Source organism: Sporosarcina sp. HYO08, assembly GCF_001563475.1.
In the GTDB taxonomy this organism is placed as follows: Bacteria; Bacillota; Bacilli; order Bacillales_A; family Planococcaceae; genus Sporosarcina.
In genome coordinates this window covers 361,338-386,160 of sequence record NZ_LPUT01000012.1, presented here as the reverse complement: position 1 = coordinate 386,160, position 24,823 = coordinate 361,338, and the positions used below count along the sequence as shown (strand labels likewise).

Below are 24,823 nucleotides of genomic sequence, written 5' to 3'. Positions count from 1 at the left end.
CCCTTGCATTATTTTTCGCTAAAAAATGTTTCATTCAATTGATCATACCAGCGTTTGAAAACGGGGTGATCATACGTCGCCATTCGTTCTACGACATTTGTTCCTTGGTAAAACATCATCCCTTTTTCGTTGAGTCCATATCGTTTGGCAAAATCCATATAAAGATTAAACTCTTCAACGCCTCTTCCTTCATCAGCATGCCCGATTCCGTAAGAGTCAATTTCCATCGTAATGCCTGTCCCGTAAATTTGGGCATTTAAAAACGCACGGTGCAATCGTTCTTCCTTATTTGGCGTACCTGTCCGAAATGCATTCGGCTGTAAAAACGCTGCATCGAAGCCGTAATTTTGCCATTTGTAAAAATTGGTAGACGTCGCATGCGGTGAATAAATGAGATACAGATTATGCCTTTTCATCAAGCTCGAGATTGAGGAAATCAAGACTTCATCTTCCACTGTACGCACCGTCTCACTGAGCCAATAAAAGCCTTTGAAATTCAAATTGGAATAAGAGGCCTTGTCCAACTCCCTTAGCACCTTGCTAATATACCAATTTGCCAAGTCATAACGGTTATAAACGTTGTTCACTTGTTCTTGTCCATCTAGCGTAATAATGTCGCCATTTCGCTTCGGATAAGGAATGGAAACATAAATATCTACTTCACGATCATTGGAAAGAGCTGACTCATTCAACTTATGTAATGCGCCGTTCTCCGCAAATGTTCGTTTAATATAATTGTTCCAGTCTTCATAGTTCGCTTCATTTTCCGCCCCATCAATGAATTTATTGCCTTCTTCATTGTATCGAAGACCTAAAATGATAAACGTATCAAACATCTCATGCACTGTACCATCTTCAGCTTCATATCTCATATAGGGGTCAAATGATCCCGGAGTTGCTTCCTTATAGCCATTGTAGATCAAGACACCGCTATTTAAATTTGTTTTGTCTGCCGTAGCAATCGTCTGTGGATATGACACAAATTTATTGCTCTGCGGATGGATTGTCCCATCTGGATACTCTTTCACTTTTTCTAGCGCATCTTCAACAGAGGGAACGATCGCCATCGTTTGTCCTGCACTTTTCACTTCATAAGCGACTGGCTTTTGATAAACTCGAGATAAAAAGGCGCTAAATTGTGCCCTCGTTACGTGATCATTTGGACGGAATGTGCCGTCATTATAACCTGTTGTTACACCATGCATCGCAATACCATCAATATAAAGATAATATGGATCTGACTTTGGAACGTCTTCAAAAACCGACGTTTGTTTCCCTTCATATGAATAAGCAGTCGCAAGCATTTTCGACATTTCATCCCGTGTTAAGGGGGCACTGCCGTTAAATTGGCCATCTTGAAGCGATAACCAACCTTCCTCAACTGCAATGGTGATCTCATTGTAATTCGGTGTCTGTTCATGAATATCGGCAATTTCAACCGATACACTTTTTGGCTTATTCAAATCCAATGCACGCGTCATCATAACCGCCGCGTCTTTTCGAGTAATGGAGGCATTTGGCATAAAGCTACCGTCTGAAAATCCCCGAATCACCCCATGTTTTGCGATAAATTGAATATCCTCATACGCCCAATGTTGATAATTCACATCATTATATGTATAGGCTTTCGCTGAATTTGTAAAAAGAATGAGAGAAACAAAACAAATAAAAGCAGTCAATGCCATTCGGCCAATTTGTCGCATTCTGTCGCCCCTTTAGTTTTTATGCTATATTTTTCCTATTCCTCTCATTGTCCTTCATTTACTTAGTCTTGTAAAGATTATCTAAAATATTATTTAATAATCGCAATGATAGGTCGATAATACTAGTATCATAATCTTTGAGGTGTTGTTGTTTATGAAACAATTAAGTTTCTTACTTATGTTAGTATGCTGTCTAATTTTCACACCATCCATTACCTCCGCGAACGAAGCAACGAGTATAACAGACCGCGTCATCATCCAAGTAACCGCCCCTTCCGGAAAAGAAACGATTACAAGCGTAACATGGGGTGAATACGATGCAATACAAAAACAACAAAGTGTGCGTGCTGCCTCTATAAGCCCAACAAAAGTTCAAATGATTGAGCCTGATTATATACGCTATGCCCATTCTGCCACTTTTCAAGCCCAATCCGCTCCCTGGGGTACAGGGCGAATTGGGGCTCAAAAAATGCAGCAATTATTTACATCTAATGCAGGCAGCGTGATCGTGGCCGTCATTGATACGGGCATTGACTATACCCATTCCTTTTTTAGAAATAGAATTGTTGCCGGCTATGATTTTGTCGATGATGATTCGGATCCAATGGACGTTCAATATCACGGAACACATGTCGCTGGTATCATCGCGAAAACGACAAGTGAAAACGTAAAAATCATGCCCATCCGTGCCTTAGATGACAAAGGAAACGGCTATGATTCAAATGTCGCACGTGGCATTCGTTATGCCGTTGACAACGGAGCCGCTGTCATTAACATGAGTTTCGGCGGCGATCGGTATTCCCGTTATTTGGCAGATGCGATTGCCTACGCGCATTCAAACAACGTCTTAGTCGTCGTCTCTTCGGGCAATGAAGGTAAAAACACAGCAAATTTTTACCCAGCTTCAGAGGAAAAAGCGATTGTCGTAACAGCAACAGATCGATCCGATCACATTGCTCGATTTAGCAACACTGGCGCGACGATTGACGTTTCAGCACCAGGAGTCGGTATTATTTCTACAATCCCAGGCGAACGATTTGGGGTACTGGACGGCACATCCATGGCTGCTCCATTTGTAAGCGGCATTGCAGCGATGATGAAATTGGACAATCCGAAACGATCAAATACAGCGATCGAGGCGTTATTAAAAAAATATGTGGATGACCTCGGTGCCATTGGATGGGATCCTTATTATGGGGAGGGAATTATTAATGTTTCTTCATTTATGAAGACCGATTTAACAAAGCCTCTCATTTCTAAACAGACAACCTTACTCCCTAGTCATAAAAATGTTGCATTGGATAAAGAATGGTCTATCAAGTTTGATCGCCAGTTTTCCGATCACTCGATTGTGACTGTAAAAATGCATCAGGGCAGTCGGGAACTGCCGATCCAGCTCGTTCCAAATTTACTCAACAAAGAAATCATCGTACAACCGATCAAACCTTATGAATACAGCACGGTCTATTGGTTTGAAATTATCGTCCGGAATGGGAAAAGTTATGTGATGGAATTCCAGACAATTGATTAAAAAATACAAGAGCCTTTCCAGAAAGCTAGTGAAAACTGATTTTCTGGAAAGGCTCTCTTATTTGTTTTCAATTGCAGCAACTGCTGCCCGCAACCCGAGGAAATAACTATCTATGCCGAACCCGCAAATTTGTCCTTTTGCAATTTCAGCAAAAACAGACTGATGTCTAAACGGTTCTCTTGCGTGAATATTGGACATATGTATTTCAATGATCGGCACTTCTAAAATAGCAAGTGCATCCCTGATTCCATAGCTATAATGCGTCCAAGCCCCTGCGTTAATGATGACAGCGTCATTCCGCTCTTCGTATGCCTGATGAATGCGCTCACACATTTCTCCTTCAAAATTTGTTTGAAAACATTCCACTTCCACACCTAGCTCTTCCCCAAGCTTTTGTAAACCTTCGTCAATTTCCATAAGCGTAACCGTGCCATATTGCGCAGGATCCCTTTTTCCAAACATATTATGGTTTATACCATGCAACATTACTATTTTTTTCATCTTCGTCTCCTCAATTTTATTCTTTGTATGCTAGTGTAACGTAGAGCGTTGATTTCTTTCAAGTTTGAAAAGTCTTTCAAAAATGTTTTTTACAAGATAGTGAATCTATACTATAATTCAGTAGAATGATAAGATAAGTTAGAATATTGGAGTGGATCAACCTATGCCGAATCAAAATGTTCCTTACAGGGAGAAAAGCATTGTCTTTACCGGTTTTATGGGGGTTGGAAAAACAACAGTTGGTAAACTGTTAGCGACCAAGTTATATCGGTCCTTCATTGATATAGATGAAGAGATTGAACGTGAATTCAATATGCCGATTACGGAGATTTTTGATACGATCGGCGAAAAAGCATTTCGCGAAAAAGAAAAAAGTCTAATTGAACATTTTTGTACCCAAAAATTAAAAGTGATCTCTGTTGGCGGCGGTGCTTTTTTACAAGAAGAAACACGTGCCATCTGTCTTTCCAATTGTATCGTCTTTGCCCTGGACATTTCATGGGAAGCATGGAAAGAACGACTCGACAAAATTAAGGTTGACCGCCCATTGCTTCAAAATCTTTCATTGGAAGAAACGAAAGAGCTATTTTATAAACGCAAGGAAATCTATTCTTCCCATAACTCCATTTTAACGATTGACGATATGGAAAGTGAAGCTGCTGCTGATTTTATTTATGAATCTTTAAGGCTCGCTTGGGATTTATATGAACCAACTTCTAAGTAAGAAAAAGCTGTAACGTGAGGGAATCCCTTTCGTTACAGCTTTTTTGGCTTCTTGGACAATCGATTAGTTCATTATATTAGATGAAGCGATATAGCCATATTCTTTCTTTCCACCAATCATTGCTTCCACTGGATACCAAACAAATTGATTGGGTGAATTGACTCGTTCATCGTATACAGACGCGCCTAAAATCTTCATTGGAACCGCGGCGTTAGTCTGAATATAATCTGACTGTGTATTTGGTTTCATACGAAGCCTCGCTCCCGGACTGGCAACTACATCATCTTCCGTTTTAAAAAGTTCTTTTGAAGATGTTGTTTCTGTTAATTGGAAGCTTTTTGTTGGAAACTGAATCGTATTGTTCGTTTCTTGTCCGTAAATGAAGTCATCTTTGGACATTTGGATTGAATGAATATGTGTACGCTTTCCGAGCAATCCATTCGTTGTCAGCGCCTGATAGACTTTTTCTTGATAAGCCCCCTCAACGCCATCGTCGTTTCTTTTCCCCGTCTCCCGAACAAAGGGACTGTTTACAGCCTTTATGCCATTGTATGCCATCACAGCAAAGTACCAGCTTTCCAGATTCTCTGGATTGTGATCACCGACTTTCGGCAGGTCACTTCTCTTAAAGTTATTTATAAGGAATTCGATTCCCGTTTGAATATTATACGGCAAATCGTATTTTAACCTTTCCACATCATAGCCCGCTGTATTCGTAATTTGCATCAAGCCAATTCCGCCATCACCACTTATATTCGGCTGCCCATCGCTCTTAAATTGTTGCCATTTTCCATTTTCTACAGTGGCTACCGCCTTGACAATCTCAGGTGGAATTGGAAATTCAGATTGTCTTGCCAGTTTCGTGATCAGACAATTGACCGTTTGACGGTCTGGATTCTTATGGGTTGCAGGATTATACCCACAAGCAAATACCGGTATGCGTAAATTATCATGTAAAGCCCTTGCAAGGAATGCTGAAAATTGTTTGCGTGTTACATATTCATTCGGTTTGAAAGTATTATCTGAATAGCCTTCTACAATTCCGAAAGCAATTGCTTTTCGGATAGACGCATAAGCGCTTGAAGTCATTGGAACGTCAGTAAATGGCAACGCCTCTTCTTTCGTCAATTTAAATGCGCGTGCCAAAAAGATGGCCATATCCCCGCGTGTGACAGGTTTTTCGGGTCCGAATGTCCCATCCCCATAGCCTTGAATAATTCCAGCAACCGTAGCGGAATGAACGGCGCCCGATGCCACATTTTGACTGCTAACATCCGTAAATTGCGTCTCCCGATTCCTTGTTTCAAGGCCTAATGCACGAGCGATCATCAATGCAGCCTGTCCTCGCGTAACATGTTGATCTGGCTCAAATCGATCCTGTCCATACCCTTGAATAATTCCTTCGTTAAATAAATAATTCATATGTTCATAAAAACGATCACCGCTGTTTACATCAGAAAAAACCTGCGCTTGAACATATGTAGAAAATCCTGTAAATGCCAAGATCATAGATAATAGAATGACCATTAGCTTTCTCATAATCTATCCCTCCCCTGCTCTTTATCATACAAGGGAATATAAGAAATATCTAGAAAACCTTACTTCTCAAACAGTAGATTAGAATTTCTATTCCATCAATAGCATATAAATAGATGGGATCTATTTCTTCTGCCCAAGAGTAATGCTATGCCAATGCAAGAGGAGGCGAAATCCCTAAGAATAGACAATTCGAAATGGTATGCGACCAAAACTATTTCATAAAGGAGTGTAACAGTTGGGTATTTCGTTTATTAAGGTTGCTGTTGTCTATTTTGTCATTGGCGTTGTTCTAGGCATGTATATGTCGATCTCCCATAATTTCGATCTATCTTCTGTTCATGCACATGTCAATTTACTAGGTTGGGTATCGGCAGGACTTTCCGGTTTCATTTATTTACGTTTTCCAAATTTAACTTCTTCCCTACTTGCAAAACTGCATTTTTGGCTTTTTAATATTGGGATTCCTGTCATGTTAGGCGGGTTAACACTCTTAATCTTAACCGGTAACGATGCTTGGACTACAGCAACCGCAACCGGCGGAACAATGATCGTCTTAAGTGTCGTTCTTTTTGCAATACATGTACTTACGCATGTGAAAAATAAATCGTAAAAAAACGAACTGCCCTAAAGCAAAGTGCTTACACTTTCCTTTGGAGCAGTTTTTAGTACTTTATCAATTCACCCTTACTAGATTCCCTACTTTTTTAGGAATTTGACTTTTCTGAAGATAATATCCCTTTTTTCAACTATAATAGTTTTTAGGGGTCAATCAATAAGCAAAATGGGAACATATCTAACAAGGGGGCTATGTTTTGAATCTAGATCACTTAAAGGTCTTTTATGTCGCAGCTAATAATAAAAGCTTTTCGCAAACAGCAAGAGATTTGCATCTTTCACAATCAAGTGTAAGTCTCCAAATAAAGCAACTTGAGGAATTATGGGATTGCCAACTCTTTGAACGTACGACCAAAAAAATTTCCCTGACGTTGGCGGGTGAAATTTTGTATAGAAAAGTAGGGAAGCTCATTGCACTCATGAATGAAACAGAAAATGAGCTTCAACAATTAAAAGGAACTGTTCATGGTGATTTAAAATTGGGGTCTAGTTTAACCATTGGGGAATATATCTTACCTTTCGCATTGGCTGAATTTAACCAACTATATCCGAAAGTTAATATGCATTTAAAGCTCTATAACTCCGAACAAATCGTTGAAAAGCTACTCAATCATGAAATTAACTTAGGGTTTATTGAATCTACTTTAGCTTATCCATCACTTAAACAAGTTCCATTCGCTACAGACGAGTTAATTCTATTAAGCTCGCCTAATCAGCCATGTTCAAAGTCACCAACGATTACCGTTGAAGACTTGCTGACAATCCCATTCATTATTCGCGAAAAGGGCTCTGGCACACGTCAGGTCATCGAAGATATTTTGGAAAAAAATAAGATTCATACGGACGAGCTCAATGTCGTAATGGAGCTAGAACATACGGAAGCGATCAAATCAGCTGTCGAAGCAGGCCTAGGCATCGCAATTATTTCAAAATCAGCCGTAAAAAAAGAATTAAAGTTAAATACGTTAAAACAGTTAAAAATAGAAGGGCTTTCCTTACATAGAAATTTCTATATGGTGTATCAAGAAAACTCGCTGAAACAAACAAGTTTGAAATTTATTGAATATATCCAAAGCCATTTTGGAGACACCGCTGAAATTGATCAAGAGGTAAGTGCAATATAAAAAAACAAACAGGAGTAAGGGAGTGGTCCCTTCTCCTGTTCATTTTTTCCTTTTGCCAATTACGTTAGCTGAACTGGCGGTGTTTCTTTATTCGGATCGATTGCTCCTTCTCCAGAGGCTACGCCCAATGCCTCTTCTTCAGAAATTGTTTTGCCTAAGATATAGTAATCAAGCGTACTCTTCGGAATTGCATGAAGTTCTTTTCTTTTCGCCAAGTAAAAAGTGGCTCCTAGTAAAACCCATACGCCTAATGCGATGAATGATTCAACGCCAAGCGCAGAGGATGTTCCTGGGACTAATAGAAGACCTAAGAACGCCAAGCCACTTGCTGTCCCAAGCAATGCCATGATTTTCTTATACGGGGATACTTCCCTCGTATCTGTCGCATTGCTGCGGCTCCATTTAAATAATTTGTAGGCTGTTAAACAAGCGTAGAAATAAGCAATCGTAACGCCTACCGCAGACATGTCAACAATCCATAACAGTACCGGTCTGCCGAACCAAGGGGCAGCTAAACAGAAAACCGCTGTAAACATAATCCCAACATATGGTGTTCCGTATTTTGGATGTAATTTTGCAAAAGTCGAAGGTACAATTTTTGCACGGCCCATTGCGAACAATAAACGGCTCGCAGATGAGAAAAATCCGTTTAGCCCTGTAAATACACCCATACAAAGTGCAATGGCTAGCATAAATACTCCAGCTGCGCCAAGATTATCTGAAACGACATCACCTGTACCCCATGCTGGTTGTCCCGCAACTAGATTTTGCCATGGAACTGCAACAGCTGTTGCAAGTATCATAAATGCATATAAAATAAAGGCAAAGATCAACGAGTAAATAATTAATGAAAATGCTTTTTTCGCAGGGAAATCAAATTCTTCCGCTGCCTGTGGGATATTATTAAAACCCACGTATGCCCACGGTGCGATGACCAAAACAGCAAGTATTCCTTTCAACGGAGGAACTTCTGGTTTGAACATAGGCGTGATATTCGTAAGACTTGTTGCCGGGCTCATAAACATGGCAATCGTTAATAAGACAACGCCGCCTACAAGAATAATACAAAAAATATACTGCATACTTCCAGATAATGATGCACCTTTAATGTTTAAAAAAGCAAACAGGAGAAGGAAAAAAGTCGCGATAATGACTTCACCTAAATAGACTTGCCAGCCGCCAATTTCATATAGCGGTACAACATTTGTAATCGAAGGAAATAAGAACTTTCCAAGCAGTGCCATCGCTGACGCATTCAATGCAACGATACATATATAGGCAAGCGTTAAAAACCAGCCGCAAACAAACGCATGAACTCTTCCAAACTTCAAATACGTGTAAGCGAATTCTCCTCCGGATACGGGATATTTTTCAATTAGAACCCCATAGCTAACGGAAATAATCATCATAAGTATAGCGCCTACCCCTAATCCGATTACTGTCCCGACAGGTCCGGCAATGTTCATCCATTCAGTCGGTAAGATAAAAGCTCCCCAACCGATGGCGGATCCAAGTGCAATCGCCCACACCCATTGCGGTTTATACGTCTTCTCTAGTTCAACTCTTTTCTCCATTTAGTTCTCCTCCTAAACTACCTCGGTTTCACTAGGGGAAGATTTCAGCCATTTGCCATTCTGTTTGCGATGCACCAAAAGCAAATTAAACAAGGAGTAAAAATCACTTGAAAGCGCTTTCTATTCCCGCAAAAATAATGCTTCGGTTATCGTTTTCTCCTATGTCAACTATCTAGGCAACTTCTATCTATTCCCTCTTGTCCCATGTCCACGCAGCAAACAGTTTCTCTTTCCTCTCCATAAAAGGAAGTGAAGGTTAAAATTAGGCAGGTATCTAGATGCATTTTATTCGTTTTTTTGAATAAAAAAGGAGGGGCGATCCTTTAAGACTGCCCCTCTATCAGCTGATTTTACCAGTTATTATGGTCTAGGTGTGCGTACTTTGGTAACAAACGAGTCGGCATTTTCAGTGCATCTTTACGGAATGGCGGTGCAAGTTGCGTACCATCTACTTGAATATCGATGACTGTTGGTTTTCTTGATTCAATTGCCTTTTGAATTGCAGGTCCTACATCCTCCGGCTTGTTCACTCTCATACCGACTGCGCCCATTGTCTCAGCAAGTGTAGCGAAGTCTGGGTTATTAATATCTGCACCAACAAAACGATTGTTGTAAAAATCTACTTGGTTTTTCTTCTCTGCACACCATGCATTGTTGTTAAATACGCATGCAACGACAGGTAAATTCTCGTCAACAGCAGTACTTACTTCATGCAAGCTCATGCCCCATGCACCGTCACCAACAATGGCAACAACCGGGCTGTCTGGATTAGCAAGCTGTGCACCCATTGCGGATGGGAATGCAAATCCTGTGTTTCCGAAAGTAAGTGCAGCGATATGCTGACGTCCGTGGTTGAATTTCAAGTAAGCGTTCGCAGTGGACGAAACGTTACCGATATCCGTTGTGACAATTGTATTTTCTGGCAATACTTTTGTCAACTCCAATAGTGCACGGCGTGGGTTAATAGGTGTTCCTGGAACCATTGCCAGATCTACTAACTCTTTCTCCCACTTCACTTTTTCTTCTGTAACTTTAGCTAGGCGCTCCTCGTTTTTCTCCGGGTTAGGCAATTTAGCTTGTAGGCCTTTTAGAATTTCTGCTGATGCAGCTTTTGCATCGCCGATAATTCCAACTTCTACTGGATGCGTACGCGCAATTTGACGCGGGTTAATGTCAATTTGGATGATTTTCGCATTTTTCGGGAAATAGTCAATATCATAGCATGGCAGCGTGCCGAATACGGATAGGCGTGTACCGATTGCTAATAGTACGTCTGCATCTTTTAGCGTATTCATAGCCGCTTTTGATCCCATATAACCAATTGGCCCAACAGATAGCTCGTGATTCGCAGGGAATGCGTCATTGTGCATGTACGAAACAGCAACAGGAGCTGTTAAATGTTCAGCGATTTCCTTTACAACGTCAATTCCATCAGAGTCAACAGTACCGCGGCCTGAAATGATGACAGGGTTTTTAGCAGATGCTAATAGTTCAACAGCTTGTTCGATGAATTCTGGAGAACCAGATCCACGGTTATCGACTCGGTATTGATGCGGCTCAAGAATTGCATCATACACTTCTCCGTAGAAGTAGTCACGTGGAATATCAAACAATACTGGACCGCGCTCCGCGTAAGCGATACGGAAAGCAGTTCTTAGGCAGTCAGCCACACGACCTGGGTGTGTAACACGAACTGTTTCTTTTGTGATCGATTTAAAGATCGATACCTGGTCAGCTTCTTGGAACCCATCCCAACCGATTGTTGGTGTTCCAGCAGATGGTGAAATAACAACCATTGGCGTATGTGCTTGGTTCGCAGCCGCAACAGATGTAACCATGTTTGTAATACCAGGTCCGTTTTGTCCGATAACTACGCCAGCTACACCGCCGACTCTTGTAAATGCGTCAGCCATGTGAGCCGCACTTTGTTCGTGACGAACGCCGATGAAACGGATTCCAGCTGTTGGCAGAAGGTCAAGCATGTCCATAAATGCTGATCCAAGAATACCAGAAATATGTGTTACGCCTTCAGCAACTAATGTTTCAACGATTGCTTCACTCGGAGTCATTTTCACCTTTTGTCTTGTAGCTACTGCTTGTTGTTTTTCTTCTCTTTGTGCAACGTTTGTCATTTAAAAAACACTTCCTTTTCTATAGTTGTTAGTTTATATCGCCAATTGCTTGATTCTTCTATTCAGCTCATAGCCTTTGATTCGCCAAGCAAGGTAGGTAACTTACTTAGTTAAGTTCTTCAAATGCAGCAAATACTGTTTCTACAACAAAGTTCAAGTCTTCTTCAGTAGAAATTAGCGGCGGTGCAACGATTAGAACGTTATTAAAGCCTGGAACTGTATCGCCGTTACGGCCGATAATGAGTCCTTTTTCTTTACAGAATGCAATAATTTGTGCTAATTTATCGTCAGATGCCGGTGTTTTTGACTCTTTGTCTTCAACCATTTCAATTCCATATAGGAAGCCGACATTACGCACTTCACCAACATTTTTGTGAGAGATCAATTCTTTTAATCGAATTAAATTGTTGTCGCCAAGCTCGGCAACACGCTCAACAATATTTTCTCTTTCAATAATTTCAATGTTCTTAAGTGCGACCGCACAGCTTGCAGGGTGTCCTCCGTAAGTAGAGACATGACGGAAGTGGTTGTCCGGTCCTTTTTCAGTAAACTTGTCATAGATTTTAGAGTTAACAGAAGTAGCACCTAAAGGTAAGTATCCGCTCGTTAAGCCTTTTGCCATCGTAATAATGTCAGGCTGAACACCTTCCGAATGCATGTAACCGAACATTTTACCTGTACGTCCAAATCCTGAAACAACTTCGTCCAAGATGAGAAGCACATCATGTTTCTTACAAATTTCTGCTACACGCTTTAAGTATTCTGGTGTTGGAATAATGACGCCTCCACCGGAAATGAATGGTTCCATAATGACAGCTGCAACTGTCTCGGCGCCTTCCCAAGTAATCATTTGATCGATCATATCTGCTGCTACTTTATCTACATCTGTTACCTCATCGCCGAATGGTGAACGATAACTGTATGGTGGCGCTACATGTAGGAAGCCCGGTGCACTTGGACCGTATTTAACGCGGCGGTTTGCCTGTGCTGTTGCACTTAGTGCTCCCAATGTTGTTCCATGATAGGCACGATAACGAGAAATGATTTTATGTTTTTCTGGATTTCCATTTTGGTGATGATACTGTCGTGCAATTTTGAAGGCGGTTTCATTCGCTTCAGAACCACTATTCGTAAAGAATGTTTTATACGAATCTCCGAGGAGTTCACTAATTTTTGCTGATAACTCAATCGCTGGTTCGTGACTTAACGTGAGAGGAAAATAAGAAAGTTTCATCATCTGCTCAGCAGCTGCGTCAACAATTTCTTTTCTTCCATGACCCAAATTCAAGCACCATAGTCCCGAAACACCATCGAAATAACGCTTTCCGTAGATATCGCTAAACCAGCCACCTTCTCCAGCCTCTGCGATCATTGGGCTTCCACCTGGAACGTGGCGACTCATCGCATGCCATAGGTGATCTTGGTCTTGTTGCGCTAGTTGTTCCCCTTTATGAACTTCAACTTTAGTCAATTCACTTTCCCCCTCATGAAAGATAATAAAAATTTGATGCGCTTTTAAAATACTAGTTGAAACCGTTTTCCCCACTTTCCCCTTTCATGGTAGTATCATCGTGTGGTCATGTCATCCGTACCAGTTGTTTGTTGTTGAATGATTGACTCAACCTTATTAAACCATAGGACACTCTATTATTCAATCTTTTCTAAAAATTTAACCTATTGGGATTTGTCATAACTGTCATTCAGATTCTTAATAACTGGCTTTCTTCCTTAATTACATTGCCTTTTAACCATTGATGAGACATTTATTTTTATAATAGATTGCACTTTACACTAGCGAATGCTTGAAAGATGTCCCTATTCAATCATCCACGTAATTTTAAAAGACTACACACTAGTCGTTCAGCAAAACGATAATCCCAATATCGATCCGTACATCTTTCGGTGAAGAACTGGCTAGATGAATTGTACGATATCAGGATCTTTTAGTTTATCCATTGTTTTTCTTTGATAAATGGATCCGAAAAGAATACATATCACCACGAAATGACGCACGGTAATACTCAATTAAATTTCCTTCATAATCCATTAGCAATCTTTCTGTATGCAACACATTAAAATTTTTAGGCACATTTAATAGTCTGGCATCTTCACTTGATAGATGACTACTCGTAATAATTTGCTTCGCTTCTGCCAATTGCACCTGCATTTGTTGTTCGAGAATGTCGAATAACGTTCCTTTCTCGATATCATAAGTAGCCAATTTTTCACCTATTTCTAGCGGATAGTATTGGTTTTCAATCGCAAGCGGCTGTCCATTGGCATAACGGATACGTTTAATATAGTACGTTTCCTTTTGCCCAATTGCTGCAAACACTTCTTCTGGCGACTCCACGATCCCGTGTTCAACTAGTTTTGCATCTGGAGTCATTCCCATATTTTGAATAATTTCAGTCGTACTGCTTAAATTCCCCAACCAATCCTCAATCGGTTTAACGGATATAAAAGTTCCCTTTCCATGAACTTTTTCTAGCACACCTTCATTGACAAGCCTCGAAACAGCTTCCCTAACCGTACTTCTGCTCACCTTGTACATGTCCATTAACTCGCGTTCGCTAGGTATTTTCTCTTTGTACTTTCCATTGCTTATTAAAAAATGTAAACGATCCTTCAGTTGGATATGCAGTGGTATCGGGCTCTTCACATTAAGTTCCAATTTTCTCTCCCCCTTTAGCTTCTATTTTAGAATAATCTTTATTAACTACAATAACAGTTTTGTACATACACCTTCAATTGTCTGAATTATTTGCATTAACATTAATTTTATCATTAGATGATACGATACTCAACTGGTACATACCAGCAAAAGAATACATAATAAGACATTTACGATCTCCCGTTTCCAACCTCTCAATCAATTAGCCGCATCCCCAAGAAAATTATTAACTTGAAAAAGGGGCTGTCCCACAACTTCTGAGACCACCCCCGTTTCTACTTTTGTCTGCTATTCAACCGGTCGGACAACTGCCCGAACTGGGCTGCCATCTGCGTTCTGTATAGCGAGCGGAAGAGCGATCAAATCATAATTTCCTGGCCCAACATGCCCTAGCATAATGTTCTCCAAAATGCTGACCCCGTTGTCATGCAAGGAATGATGGGCGTCCATCGTTTTACTGTCGACAGGATCTACGGATGGAACATCTACGCCAAGCAGACGGATGCCTTTTTCTTTTAAGAAAGGACCGATGTCTTTCCGTAGATACGTGAATTTCAGTGGGAATTGGGTCGGGTCAGTCTCCTCCGCCGTCCGTGTTTTAAGCAGCAAGCGGGTGACTCCTTCTAATGGAAATTCTTCTAATTCACGCTTGCCAACGCTTTCGCAACCCGTTACATCTATAATGAGCGATAAACCTACGTACAAATTAATGTCCAGCTCGTGCACTTTTTTGCCGTCATTATCAAAGTGAAACGGGGCATCGATATGTGTTCCACAATGTAAACTTGTTTGAATTTGGCCGATATTGACGGAGCCGGTCTGTTCTTTTGTATAAGCCAACTTAAATTCAAATGGCGTGTCACCAGGCCATCCCGCAATATCATTTGTCAGCGGCTGTGAAATATCGATCCATTCACGTTCCTTCATTAAATAGCCCCCTCCGTTTATGCAACAACTTCCCGTTTGTTTTCAAACTTCTTGTACAGCTCTTCCTTCATTATCTTCTTCAAGACTTGAACCACTTCCCACACTTCTTCGAAAGTGTTATAAAGTGCGACCGGAGCTAACCGAATGCCGTTTGGTGCACGGAAATCAGGAATAACGTTATGTTCTTTTAAAGCTTTGCAAATACGGGCCGCTTCTTCATGCACAAGGAATACATGTGCGCCCCTTGATTTTTCATCATGCGGATTCGTCATGACAAAGCCATATTCACTCAATTCTTCATCGATTAAGGTCATAAAGTAATCTGTTAACGCGAGTGACTGTTCGCGAATTGCTTCCATTCCCGTTTCTTCAAACATCGACAGCGAACCAATTAGCGGCGCAAGACTCAGCACATGCGGCGTGCCTACTTGGAAAGCACTTGCATCCGCTGCGGCAGTCAATGTGTGCTCCATATCGAATTGTTTCTCTTTTTTTGAACTGAACCAGCCCGCAAGCCCCGGTGCTCTGCCTAAATGCTTTTCATTGACATACAAGCCGCCAACGGAGCCCGGTCCGCCATTTAAATGTTTATACGTGCACCAAAACGCGAAATCCACGTCCCAATCATGCAAAGCATGCGGTATGGAACCAACTGAATGGCATAAATCAAACCCAATTAAAATACCGCGTTTATGGGCTTCTGCTGTTAAACGTTCCATATCTAAAATTTGCCCGCTTCGATAGAGAACGCTTGGCAGAACGATTAAAGCAATTTCATCAGTCATCGCCGCAATAATGTCCTCTTCGGCCAGCGTATGACCATCCCGACTTTTCACTTGTACAAGATGCTCAGCCGGATCGAACCCTTGTAGCTCCAATTGGCTTTTCAACGCATAAATATCGGATGGAAAATTCAATTCATCCGCCAATATTTTCGTCTTCTTGCCCTCTGGCTTATAGAAAGTAGCAACTAGCTGATGCAAATTTGAAGTCGTCGAACCCGTTACAATCACTTCACCAGATTTTGCGCCAACGATCGCCTCGTGCATTTTTCCAAGCTTTTCAGAAAGATAAAACCAAGGATGGTCTCCGCTCAACCAACCGTCAATGCCGAAGTTTTTCCAGGAATCCAGCAATTCCAATAAAGTTGTTTCTGCTCTTTTGGATAATAGACCAAGTGAGTTTCCATCAAAATAAATAACACCTGGCTGAACATAAAATTCTTCACGATACTTTTTAAGCTTATTTTGCTGATCAAGCATTGTTGCATATTCTTTTGTTATATTTACAGTCGTCATTTTGTCTTTCCCCCGTTCCGATTTTCAGTATATTTACACTTTAACACCCTTAGTGACACTACGTCAATGACATCTAGTCATCGACCAATTGTCAGTATATTTGCCGCATATGCCTGGATACGTTACTATAGTGTCAAACCTATATTTTGAAAGGAGACGGATCCTTGATGAACACAGCTCAACTTTCCAAGCGGCAACTTCAAGCACAGCAAACAAGAATTAATTTATTACATGCTGGCCGAACGATTTTCCTACAAAATGGTTTTCAAAAAGCGACGATGGCCCAAATTAACAAGCACGCCAAAACAGGATATGGTACGGCCTATTTATATTTTGCGAATAAAGATGAGCTTTTTTGCGAACTGATGGAAACAATTATGCAAAAAATGTATGAGATCGCCGATCGATCTTTCCAGCCCCAAACGAAAGCTGAAGCTTATGAGCAAATTACATCGCAAGCACGCGGTTTTTTGCAATCCGCACTAGAAGAAAAAGAAATGATGCAAGTACTGAAAGAAGCTGCCGGCGTTTCTCCAATCGTTGAAGAAAAGTGGAATAAAATCCGAACACGCTTCATACACGGGATTGCGAAAGACATTCAATACGTGCAGCAAGCCGGATTGGCAAAAACATCGGCGAATCCCTCACTCATCGCAAGAAGCTGGTTTCATATGAATGAACAAATTATGTGGGATCTCGTTCTCGGTCATCTCACAGAAACGATCGATGAAATCGCAGATAGCTTAACCGATTTGTATACAAACGGTCTGTACGTTTCCTAAAAAAGTGCCTTAGCCACGAAATAAAAGGCTTCGGCACTTTTTTTGTTTACATTTCTTTTGGCGCTTCCTCGACATTTACTTGTTCTTTTGAACTTTTCACATTTACTTTCGTAAAGATGCAAAATACCCGAAACAGAAAAAATATAAGGACTATACAAGCATGACGTTCCCTCAATTTGGCTTCAATAAGAAAGGGAATCGAATGGCGATGTCGTTTTCTGAAAGTAATAAATTGTATAACACAAAATTAGGGGAAATAGACATTTACAGGCTTGAGGAAGAGGAATTCTTTCGGAAATCTGTTAAATGCCCCTCTCGTTCAGCCTACATCTCCACTAGACATTCCAATATAACAAACTAATTGCAAATTTGCGACACCATTCTTCTAAATGATGGAATTCCAAAAAAATACCTCTTCATTCATAAAGTGAAGAGGTTTTCTTATTGGTGTTTATTTAGGGTTTTCTAGGGAATGAAGTATAGAGACAATTAGAATGTCTTGGATGATCCACATCATTAATTCTGAATAATCCGTGTAACGGGAATCCAACAGTAATTTTTAAAAATATTATTGACTTGAGTTGGTTATACTTTATATTTAATAATGAATATTTTTTTCGATGAAAATATTCATAAGCACTTTAACCTTTAGGAGAGGCGTGATGATAGGGTTGGAAAAGAAGCTGAAACTTTACGGCTTTAACAACCTCACCAAAACACTTAGCTTCAACATCTATGATGTGAGCTATGCAAAAAGTGAGCGAGAACTAAAGGATTATATTGCCTATATTGATGAGCAATATAATTCCGAACGACTAACGAACATCCTCTGTGATGTTACGGAAATGATTGGTGCCCATGTATTAAATGTAAGTAAACAAGATTATGACCCACAAGGTGCAAGTGTGACCATTTTGATATCAGAAGAAGCACTTCCAATCGGTCTCATTGATGAGTCGTGTAACCGAGGTGAAGTCGATGTTTTAAAAACACGTGAATCAGTAGTCGGCCATTTAGATAAAAGCCACGTAACGGTTCATACGTATCCGGAATATCATCCAGATAACTCCATTGCAACTTTCCGTGTAGACATCGAAGTTTCAACTTGTGGACAAATTTCTCCGCTTAATGCGTTAAATTATTTAATCGATAGTTTCGATTCGGATATTATTACAACCGACTATCGTGTTCGTGGATTTACACGCGATGAACAAGGGAAAAAATTATATATTGACCATCAAATTACATCCATTCAGGATTATATCGATAAAAATACGTTAGAAAAATACGATGCGATTGATGTCAATGTATATCAATCGAATATTTTCCATACGAAATTACTCATTAAGGAACTCGACTTGCAAAATTATTTGTACAATACAGACGTCTATGAGCTTCCACCGAAAGAGCGTCTGCAAATTACGAATAACCTTCGCAAGGAAATGATTGAAATTTTTAGTGGCACGAATATTTACGAGGACACAGACTCAAAAAAATGACGGAACTTTCACAACAAAGCGCCCCAATTGTGGAAGCGTTGGAACGCTACAAGTCAATGCGCGTCGTTCCTTTTGACGTGCCCGGCCATAAACGCGGCCGTGGCAACAAAGCATTGGTCGACTTTTTAGGAGAACAATGCTTGACTGTCGATGTCAATTCGATGAAACCATTGGATAATCTAACTCATCCGGTTTCAGTCATTCGGCAAGCGGAGGAACTAGCCGCGCAAGCATTCGGCGCAAAACATGCCTTTTTTATGGTCAATGGCACCACTTCCGCAGTTCAGGCGATGGTCATGACCGCATGCAAGGCTGGCGAAAAAATTATTTTGCCGCGAAACGTCCATCGCAGTGCGATCAATGCCCTGATCATAAGCGGCGCCGTTCCGGTGTACGTCAATCCAGGTGTCAATAATGAGCTGGGTATTCCTTTAGGCATGTCTTTGAAAGACGTGGAACAAGCCATTTTGGACAATCCAGATGCAAAAGCGATTTTGATCAATAATCCAACTTATTACGGCATTTGTTCCAATTTGCAGGCGATTACAACGCTTGCCCATGCGCACGATATGCTTGTTTTAGTAGACGAAGCGCATGGGACGCATTTTTATTTCGGCGATGATTTGCCGTTATCCGCCATGGCCGCCGGCGCTGACATGGCGGCCGTCAGTATGCATAAATCTGGCGGTTCCTTAACGCAAAGCTCTTTTCTTTTGATTAATAATGAAGTAAGCGAAGGCTATACGCGTCAAATTATTAACCTTACCCAAACGACAAGCGGCTCTTATTTACTATTATCCTCTTTGGATATTTCAAGACGAAATTTAGCGCTGCATGGAAAAGAAATCTTCCAAAAAGTCGCGGAAATGGCCCAATACACGCGGGATGAAATTAATAAAATCGGCGGGTATTATGCTTTTTCAAAAGAATTATTAAATGGCGATACGGTTTATGATTATGACGTGACGAAACTTTCTGTTCATACTTTAGAGATCGGACTTGCGGGCGTTGAAGTGTACGACATTTTGCGAGATGAATACGACATCCAAATTGAATTTGGCGATATCGGAAATTTACTCGCTTACCTTTCTGTCGGGGATCGGCGGTTAGATATTGAACGTTTAATCTCCGCGCTTGCTGAAATTAAACGCAGATACGCGAAAGATAAGAGTGGGTTATTTGATCATGAATACATTAAGCCGCAAGTCGTTTACACACCGCAAGATGCTTTTTATGCAGACAAAGAAGGGCTGCCGATTACAAATAGTATAGGCCGGATTTCTAGTGAATTCGTCATGTGCTATCCCCCCGGCATTCCAATCTTAGCGCCAGGCGAAAGAATTACTGGCGAGATTTTGAGTTATATTGAATACTCCAAGGAAAAAGGGTGCTTTTTAACAGGCACGGAAGATCGGGATATTCAACAGATCAAAGTTGTAAAGGAGTCTTGACGAATGAACGTATGGTATACCGAAGAACATACACCTGGCGTCCGCTTTTCGATGAAGGTGGAGCAGCATCTTTATTCCGGACAAAGTGAATTTCAAAAGATCGATGTGTTGCAAACAGCTGAATTTGGCAAGCTTTTGACGCTTGACGGTTTAGTGATGGTAACGGAAAAGGACGAATTTATCTATCACGACATGATCGTTCACGTTCCCATGGCGACAAACCCAAGCATTAAAAAAATACTTGTCATCGGCGCTGGGGATGGTGGAACGGTTCGTGAACTGACGAAATATGAAACGATCGAACAAATCGACATGGTGGAAATTGATAAAATGGTTGTCGATGTTTGTCGAGAATATATTCCATTGACCGCTTCAAAACTCGATGATCCACGGGTCAATCTGTATTATGAGGACGGATTAAAATTCGTTCGCAACAAGGAAAATGAATACGATCTGATCATTGTCGATTCGACAGATCCATTCGGCCCTGGCGAAGGATTATTTACAAAAGAGTTTTACGGCAACTGTTATAAGGCGCTGAAGGAAGACGGGATTTTAGTGAATCAGCATGAAAGTCCTTTTTATGATGAGTACTCGCATCCCATGCAACGGGCACATAAACGAATTGTAGAGTTTTTCCCGATTACACACGTTTATCAAGCGCATATCCCTACCTACCCATCCGGTCATTGGTTATTCGGTTTTGCATCGAAGAAATTCGATCCGATCAATGATTTAGATGCAAACGCTTGGAATCAGCTCGGCTTAAAGACAAAATATTACAATACGGATCTTCACGTCGGCGCCTTTGCCCTTCCGAATTATGTGAAGGAGCAGTTGAACGATGATGAGTAAAAATGTCGAAACGTTTATCGGCTGCGAGGCGGAATACGAAGAGTCAAAAGTTGTCATTTTCGGCGCACCTTTTGACTCAACGACTTCTTTTCGTCCCGGCACGCGCTTTGCGAGTCGAGCGATGCGCGGCGATTCGTTTGGACTCGAAACGTATAGTCCGTATCAAGATAAAGATTTAGAAGATATCGCTGTATTTGACGGCGGCGATTTAGAGCTGGTCTTCGGCAATACAGAAAGAGCTCTTTCGCAAATTGAGGACTTTACGGAACAAGTTTTAGCAGACGGTAAAATTCCTTGTATGATCGGCGGCGAACATTTAGTTACGCTCGGGGCTGTACGCGCAGCGGCTAAAAAGTATCCGGATTTACATGTCATTCAGTTCGATGCGCATACAGATTTACGTGAAGACTATCTCGGTGAACCCCTTTCCCATGCGACAGTTATTCGCAGGGTATGGGATCTGCTTGGAGACGGACGTATTTTCCAATTCGGCATCCGTTCGGGCGATCGCAGCGAATTCCAATGGGGCAAAGAGCATGTCTTTACAAATAAATTCAACTTTGATGGATTGGATCGCGTCGCCCGACAGTTAGCGGGCAAACCCGTTTACTTAACGATTGACTTAGATGTCCTGGATCCTTCCGTATTCCCTGGAACTGGAACACCTGAAGCAGGCGGTGTTAGTTTCACAGAGTTGCTGCAAGCCATTTTTCAAGTGAGCGGACTGAATATCGTTGGCTGTGATGTCAATGAACTATCCCCTGTTTACGACCACAGCGGTGTTTCAACGGCTGTTGCTTGTAAAGTGCTGCGGGAATTGTTATTAAGTATTGTTGATTAAAGGAGGTGTCTGGCGATTGCTGCTAGACACCTCAGCCTGTTGACAAACGCTCGCATCCGTCGTTGAGGCCTACAGGATGTAGGTCATGCATCCGTTGCCGCAGGACGCGGCGATCTTAGGATGCCTACCTCACCCGCTCGTCCGCTCATGAACTCTAGTTCTATTCGCGTCTTCGCTCGACTTCGCGCGGGCTCGCACGATGCGAGTCATGCAGGCGTTGCGACAGGACGTCGCGCTCTTAGCCTGCCTACCTTGACAAGCGTTTTCAATCAGGCTGAAGAAATTCTAATTACTTATTTTTCACTTCTGAAAAAGTGTAGACAAAGTCAAAAAACGACTTTGTCTACACTCTGAGGTGTCTGGCGATTTCCGCTAGACACCTTCTTTTTATGGATTGATCACTGTTCCATCTTGTCACGTGTTCGGGACGTTTTACCAACGGTGAGATAGGATTGTTAGAAAACCTAACTTGTTTAACACTCCCTTTCCTAGGGTATTTCAAAAATAGACAGATCAAGGGAGTGATTTACAAATGGGTCGAATTTTATGGTTGATCATTGCAGCACTTTTCGCATTTTGGATCCTAGGACTTGCATTTAAAGTAGGAGGTGGACTTATTCACCTTTTACTAGTGATAGCGGGTATTATTTTCATTATCCAGCTACTGGCAGGTAAACGGGCGCTTTAGAGAGAGAAGATAGTTGCATATGTGTATCTCGAGCCTGATTGAAAACGCTTGTGCCGAGATAGGCAGCCTAAATTCACCGCGCCTTGAAAGTACCTTAATTTCTGTAAAGTACGCAGAAATTAAGGTAAATCGAATCCTTCGCTGTGCGATTGGCGACGGATGCGAGCATTCTCGGCAGGCTAGAAGGGATGTCGACTTTTGTCGATATCCCTTTTCGACGTTTTTTCCGGTCAATACATCACAAATTTTTCCAATTTATCATTGACTATATTCATTAATGATGTTTTAATAATTTGTATGTTCTGAAAAATCTTTACAAGGGGTGGGAGAAATGGGGAAAATTGCAGTACCTAAAAGTCAAGGGGCCATTCTGAGGAACACTGATCATGCAATATTGGGGGATATTGCTGATCAAGGGAAGCTGGATGAACAAACGCCAAATTTCGTGGCGATTGAAAATTCTGAGGGGTTTAAAAAATTAATCGCAAGAAAAAGAGCATTTCTCGTTCCGTCAATCATCTTATTTTTGTCGCTTTACATCGGCTTTAATTTACTCATTTCGTATACGGATCTTTTGGACAAGCCATTTTTAGGTGCAATTACTTGGGTGTGGGTGTTTTCAATCGGACTATTTATCATGACATGGACTCTTGTAACCGTTTACATGAGAAGATCTGCACAGTTTGACACAATGGCCTCGGAAACGTTAAAAGAATTCAACTATGATGGGGAGGCAAATTCATGAGCGCATCAGTCATCGTGTTGTTTTTAATCATTGTAGGCGCCACTCTCGTTGTTACGTATATTGCCGCAAAAAGAACAAGTTCTGCCAGCGATTTCTATACTGCGGGCGGCGGTCTAACGGGTTGGCAAAATGGACTGGCCATCGCTGGTGACTATTTGTCGGCCGCGTCATTCCTCGGTATTGCAGGTGCCATTGCTCTTTTCGGATTTGATGGTTTCTTATTCTCTATTGGTTATTTAGTAGCTTATTTAGTCGTTTTATTTATCGTTGCGGAGCCTTTACGTAATTTAGGGAAATATACACTAGCTGATATGATTAACGCCCGTTTCAATGCAAAAAAGGTTCGGGCAGCGGCTGCGTTGAGTACAATTACGATCGTTGTTTTCTACATGATTGCCCAGCTAGTTGGTGCAGGTGCACTTATTCACTTATTATTCCAGATTGATTATGTTTGGGCTGTCCTAATTGTTGGTGTTATGATGACGACTTACGTTTTGTTTGGCGGCATGACAGCAACGAGCTGGGTACAAATTATTAAAGCGGTTTTATTAATGGTTGGAACCATTATCATTTCTTTCTTAGTGTTTATGAAATTCGATTTTAGCCTTACACAAATGTTTTCGCATATGAAAACGGCTACGCCTCATGGTGAAGCATTTCTAAATCCCGGTGTTAAATACAAAATGCCATTGGATACAATGTCCCTCATGATCGCACTTGTATTTGGAACAGCCGGATTACCACATATTTTAATGCGTTTCTTTACGGTAAAAGATGCGAAAACTGCTAGAAGCTCGGTAATGTGGGCAACTTGGATCGTTGGTATTTTCTACATTTTGACAATCTTCCTCGGATTTGGCGCTGCTGCTTTTGTCGGTTCTGAAGCAATTATTAAAGAAAATGCGGCGGGTAATATGGCGGCGCCTCTGCTTGCACAGGCGCTGGGCGGAGATCTTCTGATGTCATTCGTTTCGGCCGTTGCTTTTGCTACGATCCTTGCAGTCGTTGCTGGATTGGTACTAACAGGCGCCTCCGCTTTCGCGCATGATATTTACGGTGAGATCTTTAAAAAAGGAAAAGCAAGTGAAAAACAACAAATGAAAGCCGCTCGCTATGCGTCGGTTGGTGTCTCTGTATTTTCAATTCTATTGGCGATTTTCGCACAATCATTGAACGTTGCTTTTCTTGTTTCACTTGCATTTTGTATTGCAGCAAGTGCAAACTTGCCAGTCATTGTTTACACGATTTTCTGGAGAAAATTCAATACGGCTGGTGCGGTTTCCGCAATCTTAACAGGACTCATCTCGGCATTAGTACTCGTTTCAATCAGTCCAAGTGTACTTAGCCCTGAAGGTACCGCAATTCTGACAGGAAATCCAATTTTCCCATTAACGAACCCAGCGCTCGTTTCTGTTCCACTCGGGTTCTTAGGCGGATGGATCGGTACAATGGTAACGAAAGAACGCGATGTGTTGAAGTATTCCGAAGTGAATGTTCGCGCAAATACAGGTGGGTTTAGACAGTTGTAAAAAATGATGCGAGGTATACTCATTCATTGAGTATACCTCGCATTTTTTATTTTCTTTTATTGAGACTGAGACTCCGCCAATTTCTTCAAAT

The 24,823-nt window shown here is 41.3% G+C and carries 21 protein-coding genes; 12 read left to right on the top strand and 9 right to left on the bottom strand.

The genetic code is table 11. The features are described 5' to 3' along the window. Window positions 1–8 precede the first annotated feature (8 nt). Entirely contained in the window at window positions 9–1,703 is a 1,695-nt protein-coding gene (locus tag AU377_RS06280) for a DUF4855 domain-containing protein (protein WP_067405793.1), read from the bottom strand. Window positions 1,704–1,857: 154 nt separating this feature from the next. Between AU377_RS06280 and AU377_RS06275 the strand changes: the two genes are divergently transcribed. After that, complete coding sequence (locus tag AU377_RS06275; protein ID WP_067405789.1) at window positions 1,858–3,234, top strand: S8 family serine peptidase; 1,377 nt, start codon at window positions 1,858–1,860, stop codon at window positions 3,232–3,234. A 57-nt stretch (window positions 3,235–3,291) separates the two neighbouring features. Here the strand turns inward: AU377_RS06275 and aroQ are convergent, their stop codons facing one another. Next, on the bottom strand, window positions 3,292–3,735 hold the full coding sequence (aroQ, locus tag AU377_RS06270) for a type II 3-dehydroquinate dehydratase (protein WP_067405785.1): 444 nt from the start codon (window positions 3,733–3,735) through the stop codon (window positions 3,292–3,294). Window positions 3,736–3,898: 163 nt separating this feature from the next. Here aroQ and AU377_RS06265 point away from each other — a divergent pair, with 163 nt between their 5' ends. After that, the gene (locus tag AU377_RS06265) at window positions 3,899–4,459 is read left to right on the top strand and encodes a shikimate kinase (protein ID WP_067405782.1); all 561 of its coding nucleotides are present in this window, start codon (window positions 3,899–3,901) and stop codon (window positions 4,457–4,459) included. 63 nt (window positions 4,460–4,522) lie between these two features. Here AU377_RS06265 and AU377_RS06260 read toward each other — a convergent pair whose 3' ends face one another. Next, on the bottom strand, window positions 4,523–5,998 hold the full coding sequence (locus AU377_RS06260; protein ID WP_067405779.1) for an S-layer homology domain-containing protein: 1,476 nt from the start codon (window positions 5,996–5,998) through the stop codon (window positions 4,523–4,525). Between the two features lie 235 nt (window positions 5,999–6,233). Here AU377_RS06260 and AU377_RS06255 point away from each other — a divergent pair, with 235 nt between their 5' ends. Then, the gene (locus tag AU377_RS06255) at window positions 6,234–6,608 is read left to right on the top strand and encodes a cytochrome-c oxidase (protein WP_067405776.1); all 375 of its coding nucleotides are present in this window, start codon (window positions 6,234–6,236) and stop codon (window positions 6,606–6,608) included. A 202-nt stretch (window positions 6,609–6,810) separates the two neighbouring features. Then, the gene (locus AU377_RS06250; RefSeq protein WP_067405773.1) at window positions 6,811–7,737 is read left to right on the top strand and encodes a selenium metabolism-associated LysR family transcriptional regulator; all 927 of its coding nucleotides are present in this window, start codon (window positions 6,811–6,813) and stop codon (window positions 7,735–7,737) included. Between the two features lie 59 nt (window positions 7,738–7,796). On the opposite strand, the gene AU377_RS06245 is transcribed toward AU377_RS06250, so the two are convergent. From AU377_RS06245 to kynU, 6 genes are all read right to left on the bottom strand, one after another. Then, window positions 7,797–9,311 (bottom strand): APC family permease, encoded by a 1,515-nt coding sequence (locus AU377_RS06245; protein ID WP_067405770.1) that lies wholly within the window; start codon window positions 9,309–9,311, stop codon window positions 7,797–7,799. 350 nt (window positions 9,312–9,661) lie between these two features. Further along, window positions 9,662–11,443 (bottom strand): sulfoacetaldehyde acetyltransferase, encoded by a 1,782-nt coding sequence (gene xsc / locus AU377_RS06240; RefSeq protein ID WP_067405767.1) that lies wholly within the window; start codon window positions 11,441–11,443, stop codon window positions 9,662–9,664. Window positions 11,444–11,549: 106 nt separating this feature from the next. After that, window positions 11,550–12,914: an aminotransferase gene (locus AU377_RS06235; RefSeq protein WP_067406104.1), complete on the bottom strand. Its 1,365-nt coding sequence runs from the start codon at window positions 12,912–12,914 to the stop codon at window positions 11,550–11,552. 477 nt (window positions 12,915–13,391) lie between these two features. Continuing rightward, entirely contained in the window at window positions 13,392–14,117 is a 726-nt protein-coding gene (locus tag AU377_RS06230) for a GntR family transcriptional regulator (protein ID WP_067405764.1), read from the bottom strand. 288 nt (window positions 14,118–14,405) lie between these two features. Continuing rightward, the gene (gene kynB, locus AU377_RS06225; RefSeq protein WP_067405761.1) at window positions 14,406–15,044 is read right to left on the bottom strand and encodes an arylformamidase; all 639 of its coding nucleotides are present in this window, start codon (window positions 15,042–15,044) and stop codon (window positions 14,406–14,408) included. 17 nt (window positions 15,045–15,061) lie between these two features. Continuing rightward, complete coding sequence (gene kynU / locus AU377_RS06220; RefSeq protein ID WP_067405759.1) at window positions 15,062–16,342, bottom strand: kynureninase; 1,281 nt, start codon at window positions 16,340–16,342, stop codon at window positions 15,062–15,064. Window positions 16,343–16,509: 167 nt separating this feature from the next. On the opposite strand from kynU, the gene AU377_RS06215 reads away from it, so the two are divergent. The 8 genes from AU377_RS06215 (at window position 16,510) to AU377_RS06185 (ending at window position 24,732) form a co-directional block, all read left to right on the top strand. Further along, complete coding sequence (locus AU377_RS06215; RefSeq protein ID WP_067405756.1) at window positions 16,510–17,124, top strand: TetR/AcrR family transcriptional regulator; 615 nt, start codon at window positions 16,510–16,512, stop codon at window positions 17,122–17,124. 662 nt (window positions 17,125–17,786) lie between these two features. Further along, window positions 17,787–18,623: an adenosylmethionine decarboxylase gene (speD, locus tag AU377_RS06210; protein ID WP_067405753.1), complete on the top strand. Its 837-nt coding sequence runs from the start codon at window positions 17,787–17,789 to the stop codon at window positions 18,621–18,623. Then, the gene (locus AU377_RS06205) at window positions 18,620–20,074 is read left to right on the top strand and encodes an aminotransferase class I/II-fold pyridoxal phosphate-dependent enzyme (RefSeq protein ID WP_067405750.1); all 1,455 of its coding nucleotides are present in this window, start codon (window positions 18,620–18,622) and stop codon (window positions 20,072–20,074) included. Before speD ends, AU377_RS06205 begins: the two co-directional genes overlap by 4 nt. A gap of 3 nt (window positions 20,075–20,077) precedes the next feature. After that, window positions 20,078–20,929, top strand: a complete 852-nt coding sequence (gene speE, locus AU377_RS06200; protein ID WP_067405749.1) for a polyamine aminopropyltransferase — start codon at window positions 20,078–20,080, stop codon at window positions 20,927–20,929. Continuing rightward, window positions 20,919–21,770, top strand: a complete 852-nt coding sequence (gene speB, locus AU377_RS06195; protein ID WP_216635643.1) for an agmatinase — start codon at window positions 20,919–20,921, stop codon at window positions 21,768–21,770. Before speE ends, speB begins: the two co-directional genes overlap by 11 nt. 532 nt (window positions 21,771–22,302) lie before the next feature. After that, complete coding sequence (locus tag AU377_RS15485; protein WP_156450392.1) at window positions 22,303–22,458, top strand: lmo0937 family membrane protein; 156 nt, start codon at window positions 22,303–22,305, stop codon at window positions 22,456–22,458. A gap of 331 nt (window positions 22,459–22,789) precedes the next feature. Then, the gene (locus AU377_RS06190; RefSeq protein ID WP_082731941.1) at window positions 22,790–23,203 is read left to right on the top strand and encodes a DUF485 domain-containing protein; all 414 of its coding nucleotides are present in this window, start codon (window positions 22,790–22,792) and stop codon (window positions 23,201–23,203) included. Beyond that, the gene (locus AU377_RS06185) at window positions 23,200–24,732 is read left to right on the top strand and encodes a cation acetate symporter (protein WP_067405748.1); all 1,533 of its coding nucleotides are present in this window, start codon (window positions 23,200–23,202) and stop codon (window positions 24,730–24,732) included. The genes AU377_RS06190 and AU377_RS06185 overlap by 4 nt, the downstream gene beginning before the upstream one ends. Window positions 24,733–24,823: the final 91 nt, after the last annotated feature.